General features: G+C 42.1%; 20 protein-coding genes. 5 read left to right on the plus strand and 15 right to left on the minus strand.

Annotation, left to right across the window (positions count from 1 at the left end; genetic code table 11):
* Positions 1-10 precede the first annotated feature (10 nt).
* From MKZ10_RS12100 to MKZ10_RS12110, 3 genes are read right to left on the minus strand one after another with little or no spacing between them, the layout of a single operon-like run.
* Positions 11-427: a Fur family transcriptional regulator gene (locus tag MKZ10_RS12100; RefSeq protein ID WP_342505203.1), complete on the minus strand. Its 417-nt coding sequence runs from the start codon at positions 425-427 to the stop codon at positions 11-13.
* The gene (locus MKZ10_RS12105; protein WP_342505204.1) at positions 424-1290 is read right to left on the minus strand and encodes a metal ABC transporter permease; all 867 of its coding nucleotides are present in this window, start codon (positions 1288-1290) and stop codon (positions 424-426) included. The genes MKZ10_RS12100 and MKZ10_RS12105 overlap by 4 nt, the downstream gene beginning before the upstream one ends.
* Entirely contained in the window at positions 1287-2057 is a 771-nt protein-coding gene (locus tag MKZ10_RS12110; RefSeq protein ID WP_342505205.1) for a metal ABC transporter ATP-binding protein, read from the minus strand. The genes MKZ10_RS12105 and MKZ10_RS12110 overlap by 4 nt, the downstream gene beginning before the upstream one ends.
* Positions 2058-2163: 106 nt before the next feature.
* Between MKZ10_RS12110 and MKZ10_RS12115 the strand changes: the two genes are divergently transcribed.
* A complete protein-coding gene (locus MKZ10_RS12115; RefSeq protein WP_342505206.1) occupies positions 2164-2412 on the plus strand; it encodes a hypothetical protein in 249 nt (82 codons plus the stop codon).
* Between the two features lie 46 nt (positions 2413-2458).
* Here MKZ10_RS12115 and MKZ10_RS12120 read toward each other — a convergent pair whose 3' ends face one another.
* Positions 2459-3367, minus strand: coding sequence for a deoxyribonuclease IV (locus MKZ10_RS12120; RefSeq protein ID WP_342505207.1), 909 nt, complete (start codon positions 3365-3367; stop codon positions 2459-2461).
* The gene (locus MKZ10_RS12125; RefSeq protein WP_342505208.1) at positions 3364-4659 is read right to left on the minus strand and encodes a DEAD/DEAH box helicase; all 1296 of its coding nucleotides are present in this window, start codon (positions 4657-4659) and stop codon (positions 3364-3366) included. Before MKZ10_RS12125 ends, MKZ10_RS12120 begins: the two co-directional genes overlap by 4 nt.
* A gap of 113 nt (positions 4660-4772) precedes the next feature.
* Between MKZ10_RS12125 and vrrA the strand changes: the two genes are divergently transcribed.
* A complete protein-coding gene (gene vrrA, locus MKZ10_RS12130) occupies positions 4773-5228 on the plus strand; it encodes a VrrA/YqfQ family protein (RefSeq protein WP_342505209.1) in 456 nt (151 codons plus the stop codon).
* A 74-nt stretch (positions 5229-5302) separates the two neighbouring features.
* A complete protein-coding gene (locus tag MKZ10_RS12135; RefSeq protein WP_342505210.1) occupies positions 5303-6280 on the plus strand; it encodes a 4-hydroxy-3-methylbut-2-enyl diphosphate reductase in 978 nt (325 codons plus the stop codon).
* 46 nt (positions 6281-6326) lie between these two features.
* Here the strand turns inward: MKZ10_RS12135 and MKZ10_RS12140 are convergent, their stop codons facing one another.
* The 9 genes from MKZ10_RS12140 to MKZ10_RS12180 form a co-directional block, all read right to left on the minus strand.
* A complete protein-coding gene (locus tag MKZ10_RS12140) occupies positions 6327-7445 on the minus strand; it encodes a Nif3-like dinuclear metal center hexameric protein (protein ID WP_342505211.1) in 1119 nt (372 codons plus the stop codon).
* A complete protein-coding gene (locus MKZ10_RS12145; RefSeq protein WP_342505212.1) occupies positions 7442-8140 on the minus strand; it encodes a tRNA (adenine(22)-N(1))-methyltransferase TrmK in 699 nt (232 codons plus the stop codon). The genes MKZ10_RS12140 and MKZ10_RS12145 overlap by 4 nt, the downstream gene beginning before the upstream one ends.
* A gap of 117 nt (positions 8141-8257) precedes the next feature.
* Positions 8258-8623 (minus strand): cytochrome c550, encoded by a 366-nt coding sequence (gene cccA, locus MKZ10_RS12150; RefSeq protein WP_342505213.1) that lies wholly within the window; start codon positions 8621-8623, stop codon positions 8258-8260.
* A 152-nt stretch (positions 8624-8775) separates the two neighbouring features.
* The gene (locus MKZ10_RS12155; protein WP_342510183.1) at positions 8776-9915 is read right to left on the minus strand and encodes an acyl-CoA dehydrogenase family protein; all 1140 of its coding nucleotides are present in this window, start codon (positions 9913-9915) and stop codon (positions 8776-8778) included.
* Positions 9916-9984: 69 nt separating this feature from the next.
* Positions 9985-10539 (minus strand): hypothetical protein, encoded by a 555-nt coding sequence (locus MKZ10_RS12160; RefSeq protein ID WP_342505214.1) that lies wholly within the window; start codon positions 10537-10539, stop codon positions 9985-9987.
* 85 nt (positions 10540-10624) lie between these two features.
* Positions 10625-11749, minus strand: a complete 1125-nt coding sequence (rpoD, locus tag MKZ10_RS12165) for an RNA polymerase sigma factor RpoD (protein WP_342505215.1) — start codon at positions 11747-11749, stop codon at positions 10625-10627.
* A 34-nt stretch (positions 11750-11783) separates the two neighbouring features.
* Complete coding sequence (gene dnaG, locus MKZ10_RS12170) at positions 11784-13601, minus strand: DNA primase (protein WP_342505216.1); 1818 nt, start codon at positions 13599-13601, stop codon at positions 11784-11786.
* A gap of 242 nt (positions 13602-13843) precedes the next feature.
* Entirely contained in the window at positions 13844-14659 is an 816-nt protein-coding gene (locus MKZ10_RS12175; protein WP_342505217.1) for a pyruvate, water dikinase regulatory protein, read from the minus strand.
* Between the two features lie 10 nt (positions 14660-14669).
* Positions 14670-15299, minus strand: a complete 630-nt coding sequence (locus MKZ10_RS12180) for a helix-turn-helix transcriptional regulator (RefSeq protein WP_342505218.1) — start codon at positions 15297-15299, stop codon at positions 14670-14672.
* A gap of 431 nt (positions 15300-15730) precedes the next feature.
* Here MKZ10_RS12180 and MKZ10_RS12185 point away from each other — a divergent pair, with 431 nt between their 5' ends.
* Together MKZ10_RS12185 and MKZ10_RS12190 are read left to right on the plus strand one after the other, a co-directional pair.
* Positions 15731-17107, plus strand: coding sequence for a glycine--tRNA ligase (locus MKZ10_RS12185; RefSeq protein ID WP_342510185.1), 1377 nt, complete (start codon positions 15731-15733; stop codon positions 17105-17107).
* A gap of 142 nt (positions 17108-17249) precedes the next feature.
* Positions 17250-18035: a hypothetical protein gene (locus tag MKZ10_RS12190; protein WP_342505219.1), complete on the plus strand. Its 786-nt coding sequence runs from the start codon at positions 17250-17252 to the stop codon at positions 18033-18035.
* A 19-nt stretch (positions 18036-18054) separates the two neighbouring features.
* On the opposite strand, the gene recO is transcribed toward MKZ10_RS12190, so the two are convergent.
* Positions 18055-18831, minus strand: a complete 777-nt coding sequence (gene recO / locus MKZ10_RS12195) for a DNA repair protein RecO (protein WP_342505220.1) — start codon at positions 18829-18831, stop codon at positions 18055-18057.
* Positions 18832-18889 lie beyond the last annotated feature (58 nt).

The raw sequence follows: 18889 nt of genomic DNA on the forward strand, positions 1-18889 counted from the left end.
CACGCCGTTTTTAATTCGCCACACATGATGGACACTTTCCGTAAATCTCGAATTTATGTCCTTCTACCTCATAATCTGGTAGGTTGACCGTAATCATCTCCATCGGACAATGCGGGATACTGCGTGTCTTGCCACAAGTCGTACAGATAAAATGATGGTGATGGACACCAGGATCACATTGCATACGGAAATGACGTTCCCCCGTCAAATCCGTTTCCTCCAGAATACCGAGCTCTGCAAAGGTTGTAAGATTCCTATAAATCGTGTCGAAACTAATCCCTGGATTATCTAATTCCATAAAACTTCGCACTTCAGCCGCCGTTAGATAGCGATCATTTTCCGAGAAGAACTGAAGAATCGTTTCTCGGTTTCTCGTTCGCTTAAATTGCTTGTCTTGCAGTATGCGCCATGCCTCATCGAGTGTCATACAATTCCCTCCTTCACAATACGAGCGTTGTGGCCAGCCCGTAATTTATTCCAAATGAGAACGAGTAACAAAATCAGGATAGACGTAACGACAATTGTTCCTCCAGGAGCAATATCCAAATAATAAGCCGTCACTAGACCTACAACCACCGCGGCTTCACCAAAAACAATCGAATAAATCATCGCACCTTTGAAGCTTTTCGCTAGTTGCATGGCAGCTGCAACTGGAATCGTCATGAGGGAAGATACAAGCAAAATACCGACAATACGCATTGAGGCTCCTATAACGAGCGCTGTAATAATCATAAATACCATCTGGATGTAACGCGAATTCACACCAGATACTTTGGCATAATCCTGGTCAAACGACAAGGTAAACAGCTCTTTATATAAAAAGCGAATATAAGCGATAACAATGATTGCGATAATGATAACAATGACAAGATCCTGTCTACTCACCGCTGACACCGAGCCAAACAAATAACCAATCAAATCGGAACCGAAGCCCTTCGATAACGAAATGAAAATCGCGCCAAGTCCTATCCCCGCCGATAAAATGACCGGTATGGCGAGTTCTTCATAATGACGATAAGCCCCCCTCAATTTTTCAATCAACAGTGAGCCACCAACCGCAGAAGCAATCCCAAAGTACACTGGATTCAATGCAGCAAAAAAGAGTACTTGCTGGCTCAAATAAAGACTTCCCGCGATACCCGCCAACGCTACATGACTTAGCGCATCCGCAATAAGCGCCAAACGCCTAACGACGATAAACAAGCCAAGCAAAGGGGCAATGATACCAATGATTAAACCCGAAAGAAATGCATTTTGCAGAAATTCATACGATAAAATTGCACTAATCATTGCTCCACCTCCGCTGTAGGCTGATGAATGCGCCGAACTGGATGACCATACCATCTCGAAACATCTTGATCATCCATATTCTTATAAGCTGCTTGGACACCATGAAAATGAATCGTCCGATTGAGGCAGGCTACATGTGTCGCCAAATCAGTGACCAAATCAATTTCATGTGTCACAAGGACAATCGCAATGCCGTGCTCACGGTTTAGCGTATTGAGCATAGAATAGAACGATGCAACGTTTTGTTGGTCAATTCCTACTGTTGGCTCATCCATAATAAGCAAATCTGGCTTACCTGCAAGCGCCCTTGCAATAAAGACACGCTGCTGCTGACCACCGGATAATTGACCGATATTCTGTTTTGCAAATTTCTCCATGCCAACGATTTGAAGCGCCTCTAATGCCTGTCGCTCATGCTGCTTTGTAAAACTCTTAAATAGACCAACTTTTCGTGTTAAGCCACTACGTACTACTTCAAGTACAGTCGCCGGAAAGCCCGAGTTAAAGGAATTTGATTTCTGCGACACATAGCCAATTCGTTCGCGGTGATTAAACGACTCCAAATCCTCACCAAATAATTTCACAGCCCCACTCGCAGGTTTCAGTAGACCGAGAATAATATTGATGAGCGTCGATTTACCAGAGCCGTTGGGGCCAATGAGTGCCCAAAATTCCCCTTCTCCCACTTGGAGGGAAATATGATCAAGGGCAATGGACTGTTCATAACTAAAGCTTACATCGTCCAATTGAATAATTGTAGTTGTCATTATATTTTACGATCCTTTCACCATAACCGTAATCATTCCGATTCACTTGTTAAATTATATACTATGAGGAGTAAGGAAACAACCTTTTAAGAAAGATGGTGTATAAATGGATTATGCACAACTGTTGACTGAAGTAAAAATGAGAAGTGATGAGGAAGTAAAAGAACTTGCGGGACAATACGGAATTGATTTATCTATCACAGAAATAAGGACGCTCCGCCCCTTACTAGACGATATTTCATTCCATTGGCTGTTTACAGGTGTTCCTGAATCGTTCATCAACAAAATTCGGGGAGCTATTGGTAATAAAAAAACTGAGATATTATTTCAAAAGTATTTAAACACGGCAAAATGAGTAAACCCGTCTGCATGTAAGAAACAACCTTGCAGACGGGTTCTCACTATTCTACTCTCAATTGATCAATTTTTTCGGGATGAAATGTTTTTGCCTTCAACATATCAATCTCAATTTTATACGGTGCCGATTTCTTTTTAGGATCTGCACCGACAAAAGGTGTTTCTAAGATTTTAGGAACAGCTTGAAATGTTGGATGATGAACAATATAAGATAGTGGTTCAAAGCCGATATGACCGAATCCAATGTTCTCATGACGGTCTTTCATTGCTCCCCGCTCATTCTTACTATCATTGACGTGAATGACGGAAATTCTGTCTAGTCCAACGATGTTATCGAACTCATTCAACACGCCTTCAAAATCCCCTACGATATCGTAGCCTGCGTCATGGACGTGACAAGTATCAAAACAGACGGATAACCGTTCGTTATGCTTCACACCATTGATAATTTTAGCAATCTCATCAAAATTCCGACCGCATTCAGTCCCTTTACCTGCCATTGTTTCCAGCGCAATACGCACAGGATAGTCCTGGGAAAGTACTTCATTCAGCCCTTCTATAATTTTAGCAATGCCCAAATCGACACCAGCGCCAACGTGGGCTCCTGGGTGCAAAACAATCTGGTTAATCCCGAGTGCCGCCGTTCTTTCAATTTCCTTCTGTAGGAACGTTACGCCAAGCTCAAATGTTTCCGGCTTTAATGTGTTCGCAATATTAATAATATACGGCGCATGGACAACGATATTCGATAGCCCGTTATCCTTCATATGCTGCTGCCCCAACTCAATATTCAAATCTTCAATAGGCTTCCTCCGTGTGTTCTGAGGTGCCCCTGTGTAAATCATAAAAGTACTCGCTCCGTAGCTTGCGGCTTCTTCACTCGAACCGAGTAGCATTTTACTGCCACTCATCGAAACGTGAGAGCCGAGCAATAAAGGTTTATTATTTGTCATTTTTTTCGTGTCAATCTCCTTTCACGCTTTTTAAAGCGCTCAACTTCCTGTGCCATTTTCTTTTTATAGCCAGGTTTCACTTTCGCCGGTTTTCGAACGAATGACGTTGCCTTGCGGTCGATATCATCCTCTTCTTTCACTCGGTTACGTCTCGCATGCCGTTCTTTTACTTCAATCCACTCGCCGTTTTTCACATCTTCGTGAATGAACGGAATACCGAGCTTCTCAATTTTAACAATTTTATCATCCTCAGTTGGCTCGTACAATGTAATGGCTGTTCCTTCTAGACCAGCACGCGCAGTACGCCCCACACGGTGGATGAAAAACTCCAGTTCATCAGGTAATTCGAAGTTAATAACATGGCTGACACCCGGAATATCAATACCACGCGCGGCAAGATCTGTCGCCACGATATATTGATATTCTAAATCACGGATTTGCTTCATCATACGCGTTCGTTCACGCGGTGTTAAATCACCATGAATCTTTCCTGCTTTAATGCCATTTTCAGCAAGATAAGCAGCTAAGCCATCTGCATTTTGTCGTGTGTTGGTAAAAATAATTGCTAAATATGGATTGATTGATTCAATGACATGCAATAATTTTTTTCTTCTGTTCATACTGCGTACAGGTACAAGTGAATAACGCATTCCTTCTGTTAATGGCTTACGCTCACCGATTTTAACATGCACTGGAGATTCCATGTATTTATTCAAAAACGGCTTTAATTTCTCGGGAATCGTAGCAGAAAATACGTACATTTCAAGACCAGCAGGCATTTTCGATGCGAACTTATCGATATCCTCGATAAAGCCCATATCGAATGCAAGATCTGCTTCGTCAATGACTAACATTTTTGCCGTATGGATAGCAAGCGCCCCATTTTCCGCCATATCACTAATACGTCCTGGTGTTCCGACGACAATATGCGGATTTGTCTTTAACTTGCCAATCGAACGCTGCTTGTCCGTCCCACCAATTAGCAGTGAGCTACGTACATCAGTTCCTTGCGTCATTTTAGAAAGCTCATCAAATAATTGTGTTGCTAGTTCTCTTGTCGGGGCTGAGATAACCACTTGTAATTCATCGATAGCACCATCTGTTCTTTCCAATACGGGAATGAGAAAACTATGAGATTTCCCTGTTCCTGTATGTGCTTGCCCAATTGCATTCGTCCCTTTCAGAATGAGAGGGATCATTTCTTTTTGAATCGGTGTCGGGTTTTCAAAGCCGAGCCTCCCGATAGCTTCTCGAATAAACGGTTTAAATTGGTAATCAGTAAATTTAGACATTGTTGTTCCTCCTAATCGTAGTCATATTATAACATGATTCTGTTCCGCCGTATGTGATTTTCGCATAGTATACATTGTGAAAGTTCATTCTGATTAATTGAAAGGAGAATATAATGAGGTACGAATCCTTTTATCCGTTCGCGCAACAACCAGCCGCTCCAATGTCTATGGGACAAACGGGCTTCGGACTGCCATCACAAATGAACCCAATGCAGATACCTACTCCCCCCATGCAAAACCGTAGCCCGATGGGAAATCAAATGGGCAATCAAATGAATAATCCACAGGGTGGCCTCGCAGCCAATCAAGGTCAACAACAGAACCCTTCAAAAATGGAATCCTACATGCAAACCGCCAACCAGTTTTTGAATACTGCACAACAATTTGCACCAATGGTTCAGCAATTCGCACCAATGGTTCAAAACTTACCTGCTATGTGGCGACTATACAAAGGCTTCCAAGGACTTCCAGCAGCAGGTTCGGCAGTAGCTAGTGCAGGTGCCGCTACTTCCTCGGCAGCGACAAATTCGGCAATCGGCTCATCCATTCCACGTATTTTCCAACCTTAAATTCTATTTTTTTGAATCTATTCAAAGACTCCGCTATAATAGATGATAGATCCTATTTTGAGGAGTGACAATATATGAAAGTGTTGAAGATTTCCCCTAGAGGGTATTGCTACGGGGTTGTCGATGCAATGATTATCGCAAGAAATGCGGCACTCGACAAAACCTTGCCGAGACCCATCTATATATTAGGAATGATAGTTCATAACAAGCACGTAACGGATGCCTTTGAAGAAGATGGCATCATCACACTCGATGGTGAAAATCGTTTGGAAATCCTTGAAAAAGTCGAGACGGGTACTGTTATTTACACTGCACATGGTGTATCACCTAAAGTACGTGAACTAGCGAAAAGAAAAGGACTTGTTTCTATCGATGCGACCTGTCCAGACGTTACAGTCACCCACGATCTGATCAAAGAAAAGACAGCGGAAGGCTACGATATTATTTACATCGGTAAAAAATATCACCCAGAGCCGGAGGGTGCAATCGGTGTCGCACCACATGCCGTTCACTTGATTGAAACATTAGCTGATGTCGATAGTCTTCACGTCAATAATAGCAAGTTACTCGTCACGAACCAAACGACGATGAGTCAATGGGATGTTATCCATGTCATGGAAGCTCTACAAGTAAAATATCCACATATCGAAGTGCATAAGGAGATTTGTATGGCGACACAGGTTAGACAGGAAGCAGTTGCTGAACAAGCTGGTCAATCTGACCTCCTAATTGTCGTTGGGGATCCGAAAAGTAATAACTCGAACCGCCTTACACAAGTATCTGTTGAAATTGCCGACACCCCTTCTTACCGTATTTCTGATGTATCTGAGCTTGATGTTAACTGGTTAACAGGAGTTGAAACGGTTTCTGTTACGGCCGGTGCCTCCACGCCAACCTTGATTGTCAAAGAGGTTATTGCCTTTCTTGAGAAATTCGATGTAGAAGATCCATCGACACATCATCCAGAACGAAAATTTGAATTAAAAAAAGTTTTACCTAAAATTAAAAACCCAACACCTGTTGAACGCATCGAACCATACGCGACAACATAAAATGAACCGACCTCTATTTTTCATGAGGTCGGTTCATTTTTATAGGTTAGATGAATTGAAATGGTTCTGTAATTACTGCTGATTCAATGAACTTTACATTGTACCCCGCTTTTGTACATGCATCCTGCATATAACCTGCAACACCTGCAATCATTACTTTTTCAATATTATGCCCTGGATCAATGACAGCAAGTCCCATCACCTCGGCATCATGCGCTACATGGTAATATAAATCTCCTGTGACCAGCACATCTGCACCCGCTCTCTTAGCAGCACTAATATATTTATTACCATCGCCGCCTAGCACTGCGACTTTTTTGATTTCCTTAGTAGGATCACCAACAAAACGCAGAGCTGGAACACCAAATACCTCTTTCACATGCTCAGCAAACTCTACAAGCGTCGTCTTCTCCTCCAGCATACCTATTCGACCGAGACCGTATTCATTGACTCGTTGATCTAGGGCGAAGAAATCGTAGGCAGGTTCTTCATAAGGATGTACCAACAGCATAGCCTTCAGTACTTTATTACGAATGTTCCCTGACAGGACGACTTCAATTTTTTCCTCATGGACTTCTTCACCTTGTCCAATTTCCCCAATATACGGTTCGGCCCCTTTAACTGGCGTAAAACGACCTGCCCCTGTAGAACTAAAGCTACATCCAATGTAATCACCAATTGCACCTGCACCCGCCTGTGCTAATGCCTTCCTAAGGTCATCTGCATGTGTCACAGGGCTGAAAACAACAAGTTTGTATAACGGCTCCGAAAAGGTCGGTTCAACAACTGCTGTCTCAAGTAACCCTAACTTAGCAGCGAGCATGTCATTGACACCACCAGGAGCAACGTCTAAATTCGTATGCGCCGCATACACGGCAATATCGTTTTTCACACACTTCTCAATCATTCTCCCCTGTGGTGTATCCGTTACTAAACTTTTCAACGGTCTGAAAAGGGGTGGATGATGGGCAATAATAAGAGTGGCGCCACTTCGAATCGCCTCATCAATTACCTCCTCATTGACATCCAGTGTAATAAGTACTTTTTCTACTGTGCGGTTTAATTGACCAATATGAAGACCTACAGGATCCCCCTCCATCGCAAAGCGTTTCGGAGACCATTGTTCAAAAAGAGTGATTACTTCATGCCCATTGACTTTTTTCATATCATCAACGCCTTTCCAACAAAGTCGATTTGCATAACCAACTCATGCTTACGCTCTTCAATTGCAGCTGTTTGCTCTGCCTTTTCAAGAGAGACTAACACACGTTGCCATTCTTTCAATTCTCTTTGCCATTTTTCCAAAAAGACAGCTGATTTAGCTTGTAGCAAGATAGGACCTACGAGCATTTCGAGTTCGCTATACATAGCTAGGCCTCTTTCCAACACAATAACTTCATAAATTTTGCCGTCTTCCTTCAAAATTGCCTCTTCAATAATGCCCCAATCATTTGAAATCGCCCATTCACGAATCGCTTTTGCATAAATATTCGGCTGCGCAATAATACGCTTCACGCCTTGAAGTCGATCCTTCCCACTCTCTAAAATTGAAGCAATGAGTGGTCCACCCATTCCCGCAATGGTCACCGTATCAACCCTGTCGCTCGCTTCGATCGCCAATAAACCATTTGCCAAACGGACCGTAACTGCGGATGCTAACCCCTCATGTCGCACATTTTTAACCGCTGAATCATAAGGTCCTTTGACGACCTCCCCCGCAATCGCCCGCTCAACGATGCCATTATGAACAAGGAAGCAAGGCAAATAAGCATGATCACTTCCAATATCTGCGACAACAGCCCCTGTTTCGACAAAAGAAGCAACCGTAGCCAATCGTGTTGATAAATGCACTGTGTTCACATTATCCTCACCTTTCACTGTTAGTATGTAGTCAATAGTGTACCATTTTAGTCAATAGAAAAAAGCTGTCAGTCGACAGAGTTCTTCTGCTGACTGACAGCCCTTGCATATTACAAATTATTTAAGTGCTAAAATATAGTCTGCCATTGCATCAAGTTCAGCGTCATCTTTAATAAGTCCAGCTGGCATTCCAGCACCCTTACCATTTAAGATGATGTCTTTGATCTCATCTTTAGAAAGAGTAGTGCCAACCAAACCTGGACCACCACCGCCTGTTAGATCTCCGCCGTGACAGGCGATACATTTACCTTGAGCAACTGCTTCAGCGTCAAATTCTGCTGTAGCTACATCTTCAGTTTTACCTTCGTCATCCTTATTTGCGATTTCTTCTTGTTGATCAAGTCCATAAAGGGACATAAAGAAAATAAGACCAAGTCCAAGCGCGAAAATTAGGATATAAGGTACTATTGGATTTTTACCCATTGATATTACCTCCTTCATTTAAATTGATACTGTATTTGATACAGTGCACAACTATTATTGTACTGTATTCAATTGAAAACTGAAAGAGTTATTGATTATCTTTTAATTCGCTGTAACAATTTCGACAAATTTTTATTTACTACTGCTGTAAGTTAACAACCAATCAGACGCGCAATGACCATACGTTGGACCTCTGATGTCCCTTCCCCAATTTCTAGTAATTTAGCATCACGCATATATCGTTCGACCTCATATTCCTTCATATAGCCATATCCGCCATGAATTTGAATAGCTTCCGACGCTATTTCCATTGCAATTTCTGAAGCGTAAAGCTTACACATGGATGCCTCTTTTGAAAATGGACGTCCCTGATCTTTTAACCAAGCTGCTTTATAGACCATGTTACGTGCCAATTCAATTTTCAAAGCCATATCTGCCAATTTAAATTGTGTAATTTGAAATTGTGCTAATGTTTTTCCGAATTGCTTACGTTCTTTCGAATAACTGAGCGCTCGATCGAAAGCAGCCTGAGCGATACCTACAGCCATTGCTCCAATACCGATACGTCCTCCATCCAATGTCACTAAAAACTGGCGGAAGCCATTCCCTCGCTCCCCTAACAAGTTTGTTTTTGGTACACGGACATGGTCTAACACAAGCTCCGTCGTATTAGAAGCATTCAGCCCCATTTTTTCATAATTATTAATAATCGTGAATCCAGGTGCATCCGTCGGAACTATAATTGCACTAATTTCTTTTTCACCATCAACAGTTCCCGTAATGGCTGTTATAGCAAGATGCTTGGCATAACTTGCATTCGTAATGAACACCTTTGAGCCCGTAATAACGAAATCATCGCCATCCTCTACTGCTATCGTTTGCGTACCTCCCGCATCCGACCCTGCATTCGCCTCTGTTAAACCAAAAGCACCAAATGATTCTCCCTTACAAATCGGTATCAAATACTGTTGCTTTTGCTCTTCCGTACCAAATAAATTCAACGGTGCTCCCCCAAGCGAAATATGCGCTGAATACGTAATGCCCGTCGATGCACATGCACGACTAAGTTCCTCTGTCACAATAGCGAAGCTCACCGTATCGGCACCTCCGCCCCCATATTGCTCCGAAAACGGCAATCCCATTAAGCCCATTTCCCCAAGCTGCTGAAAAATCTCTACTGGAAATGCTTTTGTTCGATCACGCTCAATGGCACCAGGAGCAACAACTTCATCCGAAAATTCTCGTATCATCTTTTTTATCATCTGCTGTTCTTCTGTTAAATCAAAATTCAACATCTTCATCCCCTTTGTTGTAAACGCTTACAAGTTAATTATAACGAATAAACTACTACTTTCACAACCTTAAAATGAAAGCAATAGAAATCCGATAATTAACAATAAACCCACTGTTCCGGAAATTGTGAAGTATAGTAACTTTAACAGTCGTCCCGCAAACAGCCACAGTGAACAATTCAACATCAATAATCCGAGCAGCAGCATCGTATGTCCTTCAAAAAAGACGAACCATAATTTTAACGACATGATCAATAGCATAAAGGAAACGATTATGTATATAAAGGGTGCCAATGCCTGATTCGCCTTCTTACGTAAAGTCAATAGTAAAAATACGACCACAGTTACTGACGCGGCCGCAATTGTCGCTGTAGGATAGTGCATAAAGATAAACATACCCCCACTAACAACTATAGCAACTAACACCAATAGTAGGATAATCCGATTCAACCTCTTTTTTTCTTTCACTAAAATAGACTCGGAAACTTTTACTTCCTGGTTATTTCCCTCTTCCCCTTGTGCGTACAGTGTAATGAGAAAATCACAATAATGTGCCGGCAATAATTTATTCTGCTTCCAATATTTGATTTCAGAAATAATAATTCGTTTTCGTTGTTGATTCATAAGTCCTGTCACTCCCCGACATAGATGAAAAATAAGAGCAGTGTCGTAAAAATCACCGGCACAATAATATGCCGGTGTAGTCTTTTTACTCTAGGAAATCCTTCAATCTTTTACTTCTTGATGGGTGACGAAGTTTACGTAGTGCTTTTGCCTCGATTTGGCGAATTCGCTCTCTTGTTACGCCGAAGACTTTACCAACTTCTTCAAGCGTGCGTGTGCGTCCATCATCCAAGCCGAAACGTAAACGAAGAACATTTTCTTCGCGGTCCGTTAAAGTGTCCAGCACATCCTCTAGCTGTTCTTTTAACAATTCATAAGCCGCATGGTCAGATGGTGATTGCGCCTCGGAATCTTCGATGAAATCCCCAAGATGTGAATCATCCTCTTCTCCAATTGGCGTTTCCAACGATACTGGCTCTTGTGCAATTTTCAAAATTTCACGCACTTTTTCTGCAGTCAAATCCATTTCTTCTCCAATTTCCTCTGGAGACGGCTCGCGTCCCAGGTCCTGCAATAATTGACGTTGCACTCGAATGAGCTTATTGATGGTCTCAACCATATGAACCGGAATACGAATGGTACGTGCCTGATCCGCTATCGCACGTGTAATCGCTTGACGAATCCACCAAGTGGCATACGTACTAAACTTAAAGCCTTTCGTATGGTCAAACTTCTCAACGGCTTTAATAAGACCCATATTCCCTTCCTGGATTAGATCTAGGAATAGCATACCCCGTCCAACATAGCGTTTAGCAATACTAACAACAAGACGAAGATTGGCTTCTGCTAACCGTTTTTTAGCTTCCTCGTCACCAGCTAAAATCCGAATTGCCAGTTCAACTTCTTCAGCACCTGTTAGTAAGTCGACACGGCCAATTTCCTTCAAGTACATGCGTACAGGGTCATTAATTTTCACACCTGGTGGTACGCTAAGATCATTCAAATCGAACTGCGTTTCTTCTGCAGCGGGCTTGCCGCCTTCTTCTCCTGTTTCGTCTTCCGCTTTACGATCCATTTCAATTCCCTGTGCCTCTATCAAATCCAGGAATTCCTCAAACTGCTCCGGCTCCATCTCAAATGCCGCTAGCTTTTCTGTCACTTCGTCAAGCGTCAGTTCTCCTGATTTCTTTCCGGCCTCCAACAGGTTTGCTTTCGCTTCCTCAATTGTCAGTTCGTGCTCCATATCTCCAGCTAATTCTTTTTTACTCATCTTACCCGTTCCTCCTTAGTACACCGGAATACGACTATAATGCCGTCCATGTTTTCCGGAGCTGTATAATTTCCCTGGCCAGCTCCAGCGCCCGGGTATGATCCTTCATCTTTTCTGCTTCTTTCGATTCGTGCATTTTTGCTTGGATCACTAAGCTGATCCTATATTTTTCTAAATGATGGATACAGTCATTTATCTCGGCTTGCGTTTGTTCAGGATCTTTTTCCACCATGGCCGCTTCCAACACAATTTTGCGTAGCTCACGATCCTCTATGGACTCGGCAAACCTATGAAAATCAGGCGTACCATGCTGCTCGTAAAAACCTGCAAGTCGTACAAATATCGCCACATAATCATCTCGGATGAACAAGTTTGGCTTGTCCGTTTGTAACCGATCGAACAACTCCCCGTCATTTAATAAATGATAGAGCAGTAAACGCTCAGCACGTTCAGTACCCGTTTTTTTACGCGATGGAGCCGCTTGATTGGATTGTTGTATCCATTCTTCTGGTAGCGGTGCTGCCTTTGCTCTTTTTGCCTGCTGACCAGCCATTTTGATGAATTGCTGTTGAATGGCATCGACAGACACACCCGTTTCAGTCGAAAGCTGTCGAATATATAAATCCCGTTCTACCGGCGATGGACGCAATGCTAATTCTTCCAGCACTTCATGAATATATTGCAAGACATCATTTTCATAAGATAAGTTCTTAGAGCGCTTCGCATAAGCCATAATGAATGACATGAACGAATGTGGATTATCAATCACTTTTTCACGAAAAGCTTCGCCACCAAATTGCGTAATATAATCGTCAGGATCCATCTTCCCCGGCAACAAAGCAATTTGAACATCCATTCCTTTTTTCATCGCTAAATCTGCAAAGCGTTTCGCCGCTTCCCAGCCGGCATCATCACCATCACAGCAAATGATCATTTCCTTCGCAATTCTTTTTAGCTTAATAAGATGCTTATCAGACAACGCCGTGCCCATAACGGCAACGCTATTCGTTACGCCAGCGCGGTCGGCCGATATCGTATCCATAAATCCTTCAAACAGTATTACTTTACCCGATTTCCGGACGTTAAGACGTGCATTGTGAAAATTGTATAAAATATGACTTTTTTCAAATATCGGGGTTTCGGGACTATTTAAGTATTTTGCCTCTTGTTTCGAGCCGGATAAAATCCTGCCTGAGAACCCTACAACATTTCCAGTATCGTCACGCAACGGGAACATGATGCGCCCCCGGAACCGATCAAAATAGCCTGTCCCATCATCTTTCATAATACACAAGCCTGCACGTTCCATATCCATCATGTTGTAATCTTTGCGTTTCAACAGATTCGTTAGTGCTTCCCAATCGTTGAGAGACCACCCAATACCATATTTTTCGATACTGTCCCTCGTAAATCCTCTTTTTTCAAGATATTGTAGTGCTTCTTCACCTTCCACTGTGTTTAACAGGAGATGACTGTAGAAGTTTGCCGCAAGAGCATGTGCTTCAAACATTGGTTTGAACTCATGGTGAGGTTGTTTTTCAGAGCCATCGCTGACGATTATGTCGATTTCAATACCCGTCCGCTCTGCAAGCTTCACGACCGCTTCTGTAAATGGACTATTTTCAATATCCATCACAAACGTGATAGCATTGCCACTAGCACCACACCCAAAACAATGAAACAATTGCTTATCCTCTGAAACTGAAAATGACGGTGTACTTTCACCGTGGAATGGACAAAGCCCAAACCAATTCTTTCCCCTTTTCGTCAGCTGTACATATTCGCCTATCAAATCTACAATATCAGTCTTTGAACGGACAGCTTCGATTGTCTCTTCTGGTATTCTCGTCATCCTATCACCATTTTCCAAACTACTCTAATACTGATTTCGAGAAATTCTTCAAAAATCCTCTGTTTTCGACAAAATATTTTCGATTATACTCCGAAACTTTCATTTTACACTACTACGAAGGCTTTTGCTCGACTTTAAGATTACTATTTAGTAAAATCCGCAAAAGAAGAACCAGCCCTATCTTAACGGGCGGCCCTCCTTCTTCAGTATGTCTTAGCTTTTAACACTTATTTATACACATATTATCTGTTATAATTAGAAACTTCGCTAAGAATTAAATTGGCAGTTTCTTCAACAGCACGATTTGTTACATCAATAACCTTACAACCAATTTTTGATACAACCTTATTGAAATGGTTAATTTCGTTATCAATCCGCTCGACACGTGCGTAACTAGCATCATCTTTCAGACCAAGTGCGATAAGTCTTTCTTTGCGAATCGAATTAAGCTTTTCTGATGAAATGACAAGTCCAAAACATTTCTCGGGATTGATCATAAATAATTCTTCTGGAGGATCTACTTCCGGTACTAATGGTACATTCGCTACTTTATAACGCTTATGCGCTAAGTATTGCGATAACGGGGTTTTAGATGTTCTTGAAACACCAACTAACACGATATCCGCCTTCAAAATGCCACGCGGATCCCTTCCATCATCATATTTGACAGCAAACTCAATCGCTTCAATTTTTTTGAAATAGTCATCATCCAGCTGGCGGACCAAACCTGGCTCTTCCAGAGGGGATTCACCTAACTCCGAACCAATTTTATCTACTACCGGTCCCAGCAAATCAATACATTGAACTCCCTGCGCTAAACATTGCTGTTGAATTTTTTGACGCATCCCATTTTTTACAAGTGTATAAATAATAATTGCTTCTTGTTTTTTTGCTAAATAAGCAATTTCGTGAAGTTGTGATTCATCTTCTATATGTGAAAATCTTTTCATCGAAACAGCTTCGAGCCCTTGTCTAAATTGACTGGCAGCTGCCTTAGCAACTAGGTCTGCTGTTTCACCGACAGAATCTGACACGATGAATAACGTTAGCTTTTTCATTGTATCCTCCTCATAATTCATGATCATCGGAAAGTGATAGGAAGGCTGCTGTAATATTCGTCTTTGTAATCCTCCCGATGACTTCCAGACCCTCTCCATTGTCATTGACTACTGGTAGTGAATCAATCTGTCTGTCCATCATTTTCTTCGCCACATGTAGCAGCGTATCCTGCTTATTACAGTAAGTAATATTTGGCATACGTGTCATGATGACGTGAACCGGAATTTTATCCAAGTCATTATTCCCAAGACTAGTCCGCAATAAATCTTTTCTCGATAGAACCCCGATAAGAAGGGAGGAGCTGCTGACGACAAAAAGCGTGCCAACATCTTCTAAAAACATGTGACAAATAGCGTCATAGACCGAAGTGTTTTCTGTGACTACAACCGGGATGGACTGAAAATCCCGAACTTTCATACCAATCATACTATCGGCAACGGATTGGACAGGTTTTTTACCTGAGTAGAAATAGCCGACGCGAGGTCTTGCATCTAAATAACCCGCCATTGTTAAAATAGCTAAATCTGGGCGAATAGTAGCTCTGGCTAACGTAAGCCGTTCAGCAATCTGTTCTCCAGTAATAGGTCCATCCGCTTTTACGATTGCGAGGATTTCTGTCTGGCGCTTATTCAGTTCCATTTATGTCACCGCCCTAATCGTTCAATTCTTTATCCTCGATAATTATATACGAAGACGTGCACTATTGCGAAGAAATTGGAATCATGTTAGACTAAAATTGAATTGAATAGGCGAAGATAGGACGATAAGTAGTGTCTAATGAAGCGAACGGGGACAGTGAAAGCCCGTACCGACATGAAACGGCATCCTTGAGCTACTGCACTATGAAGTGGGCTATTTATATAGCCAATCGAGGTGGAACCGCGGGTCATCATGCACTCGTCCTCGGACATTATGTCCGGGGATGGGTGCTTTTTTATTTGATGCAGCATAAGCCTCTGCTGCATCAAGCAAGGCAACCTAAGATCTACTTCCTATCGGCCCCCGGATGATAGAGATTTTAAGGGAAGTTAATTGATTCAACATAATTATTGGAGGGATTCAGTGTGACAATGTCGATGGAGAAGGTTGTTAATTTAGCGAAACAAAGAGGGTTTGTGTTCCCAGGCTCTGAGATTTATGGAGGTTTGGCGAATACATGGGATTATGGTCCACTTGGGATTGAATTGAAAAACAACGTTAAAAAAGCTTGGTGGCAGAAATTTGTTCAGGAATCGCCGTATAACGTCGGACTTGACGCAGCTATTTTGATGAACCCGAAAGTATGGGAAGCTTCAGGCCACATCGGTAACTTCAATGATCCGATGATTGACTGTAAGAAATGTAAAACGCGTCATCGTGCTGACAAATTGATTGAAGATGCACTTGATGCCAAAGGTATTGAACTAGTTGTTGACGGTCTTTCTTTCGATAAAATGGCTGAGCTTGTTCATGAGCATAATGTTGTATGCCCTACTTGTGGTGCGATGGACTATACCGAAATCCGCCAGTTTAACTTGATGTTTAAAACATCACAAGGTGTAACAGATTCATCAGCAAACCAAATTTTCTTGCGTCCTGAAACAGCACAAGGTATTTTCGTCAACTTTAAAAATGTGCAACGTTCAATGCGTAAAAAAATGCCTTTCGGGATTGCACAAATCGGTAAAAGTTTCCGTAACGAAATTACACCAGGAAACTTCACGTTCCGCACACGCGAATTCGAACAGATGGAGCTTGAATTCTTCTGTAAGCCTGGCGAAGATATGAAATGGTATGAGTACTGGCGCGATTATTCCAAGAATTTCTTGTTGAATCTTGGAATGACTGAAACATCTATGCGTTTACGTGAACATAACGAGGATGAGCTTTCCCACTACTCAAAAGGGACTGTTGATATCGAATATAAATTCCCGTTTGGCTGGGGTGAACTATGGGGTATTGCGAACCGTACGGACTTTGACTTGAACCGCCATATGGAGCATTCAGGTGAGGATTTCCATTACCAAGATCCTGTGACGAATGAAAAATTCGTACCGTATTGCATCGAGCCATCTCTTGGTGCTGACCGCGTAACACTTGCGTTCTTATGTGATGCTTATGATGAAGAAGAATTGGAAAACGACGACAAACGTACAGTTCTTCGCTTCCACCCTGCTCTTGCGCCCGTCAAAGCTGCGGTTCTTCCTTTATCGAAGAAGTTAGCGGATGGTGCAGATGCAGTATACGCAGAACTTGCGAAGCATTTCAACGTTCAATACGATGATTCTCAATCTATCGGTAGACGCTACCGTCGTCAAGACGAAATTGGTACACCATTCTGTATTACGTATGACTTCGATTCTGAAGAAGATCGCCAAGTAACAGTACGTCACCGCGACTCAATGGAACAAGTTCGTATGCCAATTGCAGATGTGAAAGAATATATCGCGAAACATCTTGAGTTTTAAGTGAGAAAAGAACCTGGACAGTGAAATTGTCTAGGTTCTTTTTTATATGATAAAGTATTTAATATCTTAATTATTATGGCATCCCTAAGTTTTGTGGCACTCAACTGAATTGGGTATAGTGGAAGAGATGGGGGGAAAACACATGAACAATGAATTAGGTAATATAGTTCTAAGAAAAATCATGACTACATTTGTTGTCACAACTATTTTTTTGGAAGTGTTAGGTTTTCTCGATACCATTGGTAATTCCGAAACCGTTTATAATCAAGGGGAGCGATTCATCGGATGGTTTGTTTTTCTTTTCATATATGTCGGAGCAGTTATTCTGCTATATGGAAACGTAGTATCAATCGGAATTGAATATATGCAGAGAAAATGGTTTCCGAAAAAAGATTGGCTATATGTATGTATTCTTGGTATTTTCGGATTAGCGAGTGGTTTCTTTTTTCAAGAAATGTTACTTGCATGGTTTGGGATGTTTGCTGCGATTTTGTATGGGATTATCGATAAGTGGATCTATAAAAGAATGGAAAATAATAAAAGTATAAAAATGTTTTTATTAATTCCAATTGCTACACTGTTTCTAATGTGGGGCTATTTTCAATTTACCTCTCCGCCTATGCCTCCCTTTACAAAAGAAGATGCAGTTACATTTAGCACATCTGGTGAAGGCACACTGATAGACCATTTCCCAAAAGAAATTGGGAAGAACGAGGAAATGATTGGTGGGTTTACGGTTAAAAGAGAAACGAGTGTAAAAAAAATAGAAAAAGAAAAATATATTGTAACGTTCAAAGAAGATTGGGGGAGAAAAGAAACACCGAATTCTTGGTCCATCTCCTATCTAGTTGACCGCAGTAGTTCAACTCTTTATGATGAACAAGGCAAAGTGCCCCCATACTATAAAAACAATTTAAAAAACCGGTGAAACAGGGGCGTTATTCCCCTTATTCCTCCGGTTTTTCTTTACGTGGCAGCAATTCAGGTGTCGCTTCGAGTTGGTCAAGAAATGATCTCGATTTCAACCGAATACCAACCTGTTCATCATAAATGGTGCGCACTAGTTTTTTCATAAATTGTTTTGTTGTCTTTTTCAACGTCAAATTGCCGACTCGATTGATGGGAACGGTGTAAAATGTCCTTATCAGCTTTAATTGCATTGGCGAAATACGAATGATATAGCGATCTATATGGAAACAGCGATGACAAAGGAAGCCGATTTCTTTAAAAGAAAATGCAAACTCCCCTTCTGTCGCCCCGCAATTTGCGCACTGATGCAGAACAGGATGAATACCGGCTACCGGCAACATTTTCCACTCGACAAACAACGCAATCGCTTCAGGGTCATACTGCTCATTAATGGCATGCAGTGCCTCATGCAATAACCCGTAAATGCCCTCAGAACGCTCACCATCCTCCGTCAGACGATCAATGAGTTCAACAACGTAACTCGCGTAAGCCGTCGCTTCAAGATCCTCGCGAATATGGCGCATTGAGTCAATCGGCTCACCTTGTTCAAGTGTCCCCATGCCCCTTCCTTTTCGAATGAGGAAGGAGCCATGTGTGAACGGCTGTGTAATAGCGGCCAAGCGACTTGCCGGCTTTTTTGCCCCTCTAGCCATCGCTGTTAGCTTGCCAGCCTCTCGCGTATAGAGCGTGACAATCTTATTCGATTCGCCATATGGCATACTTCTTAAAATGATACCTTCCCATTTATTCAGCAAGGTCATCACCTCCGGGCCCACACAAAGCGGGTCATGCAGCTGTCACCACAGAACGTGG

It is taken from the genome of Sporosarcina sp. FSL K6-2383, from assembly GCF_038618305.1.
Lineage (GTDB): Bacteria > Bacillota > Bacilli > Bacillales_A > Planococcaceae > Sporosarcina.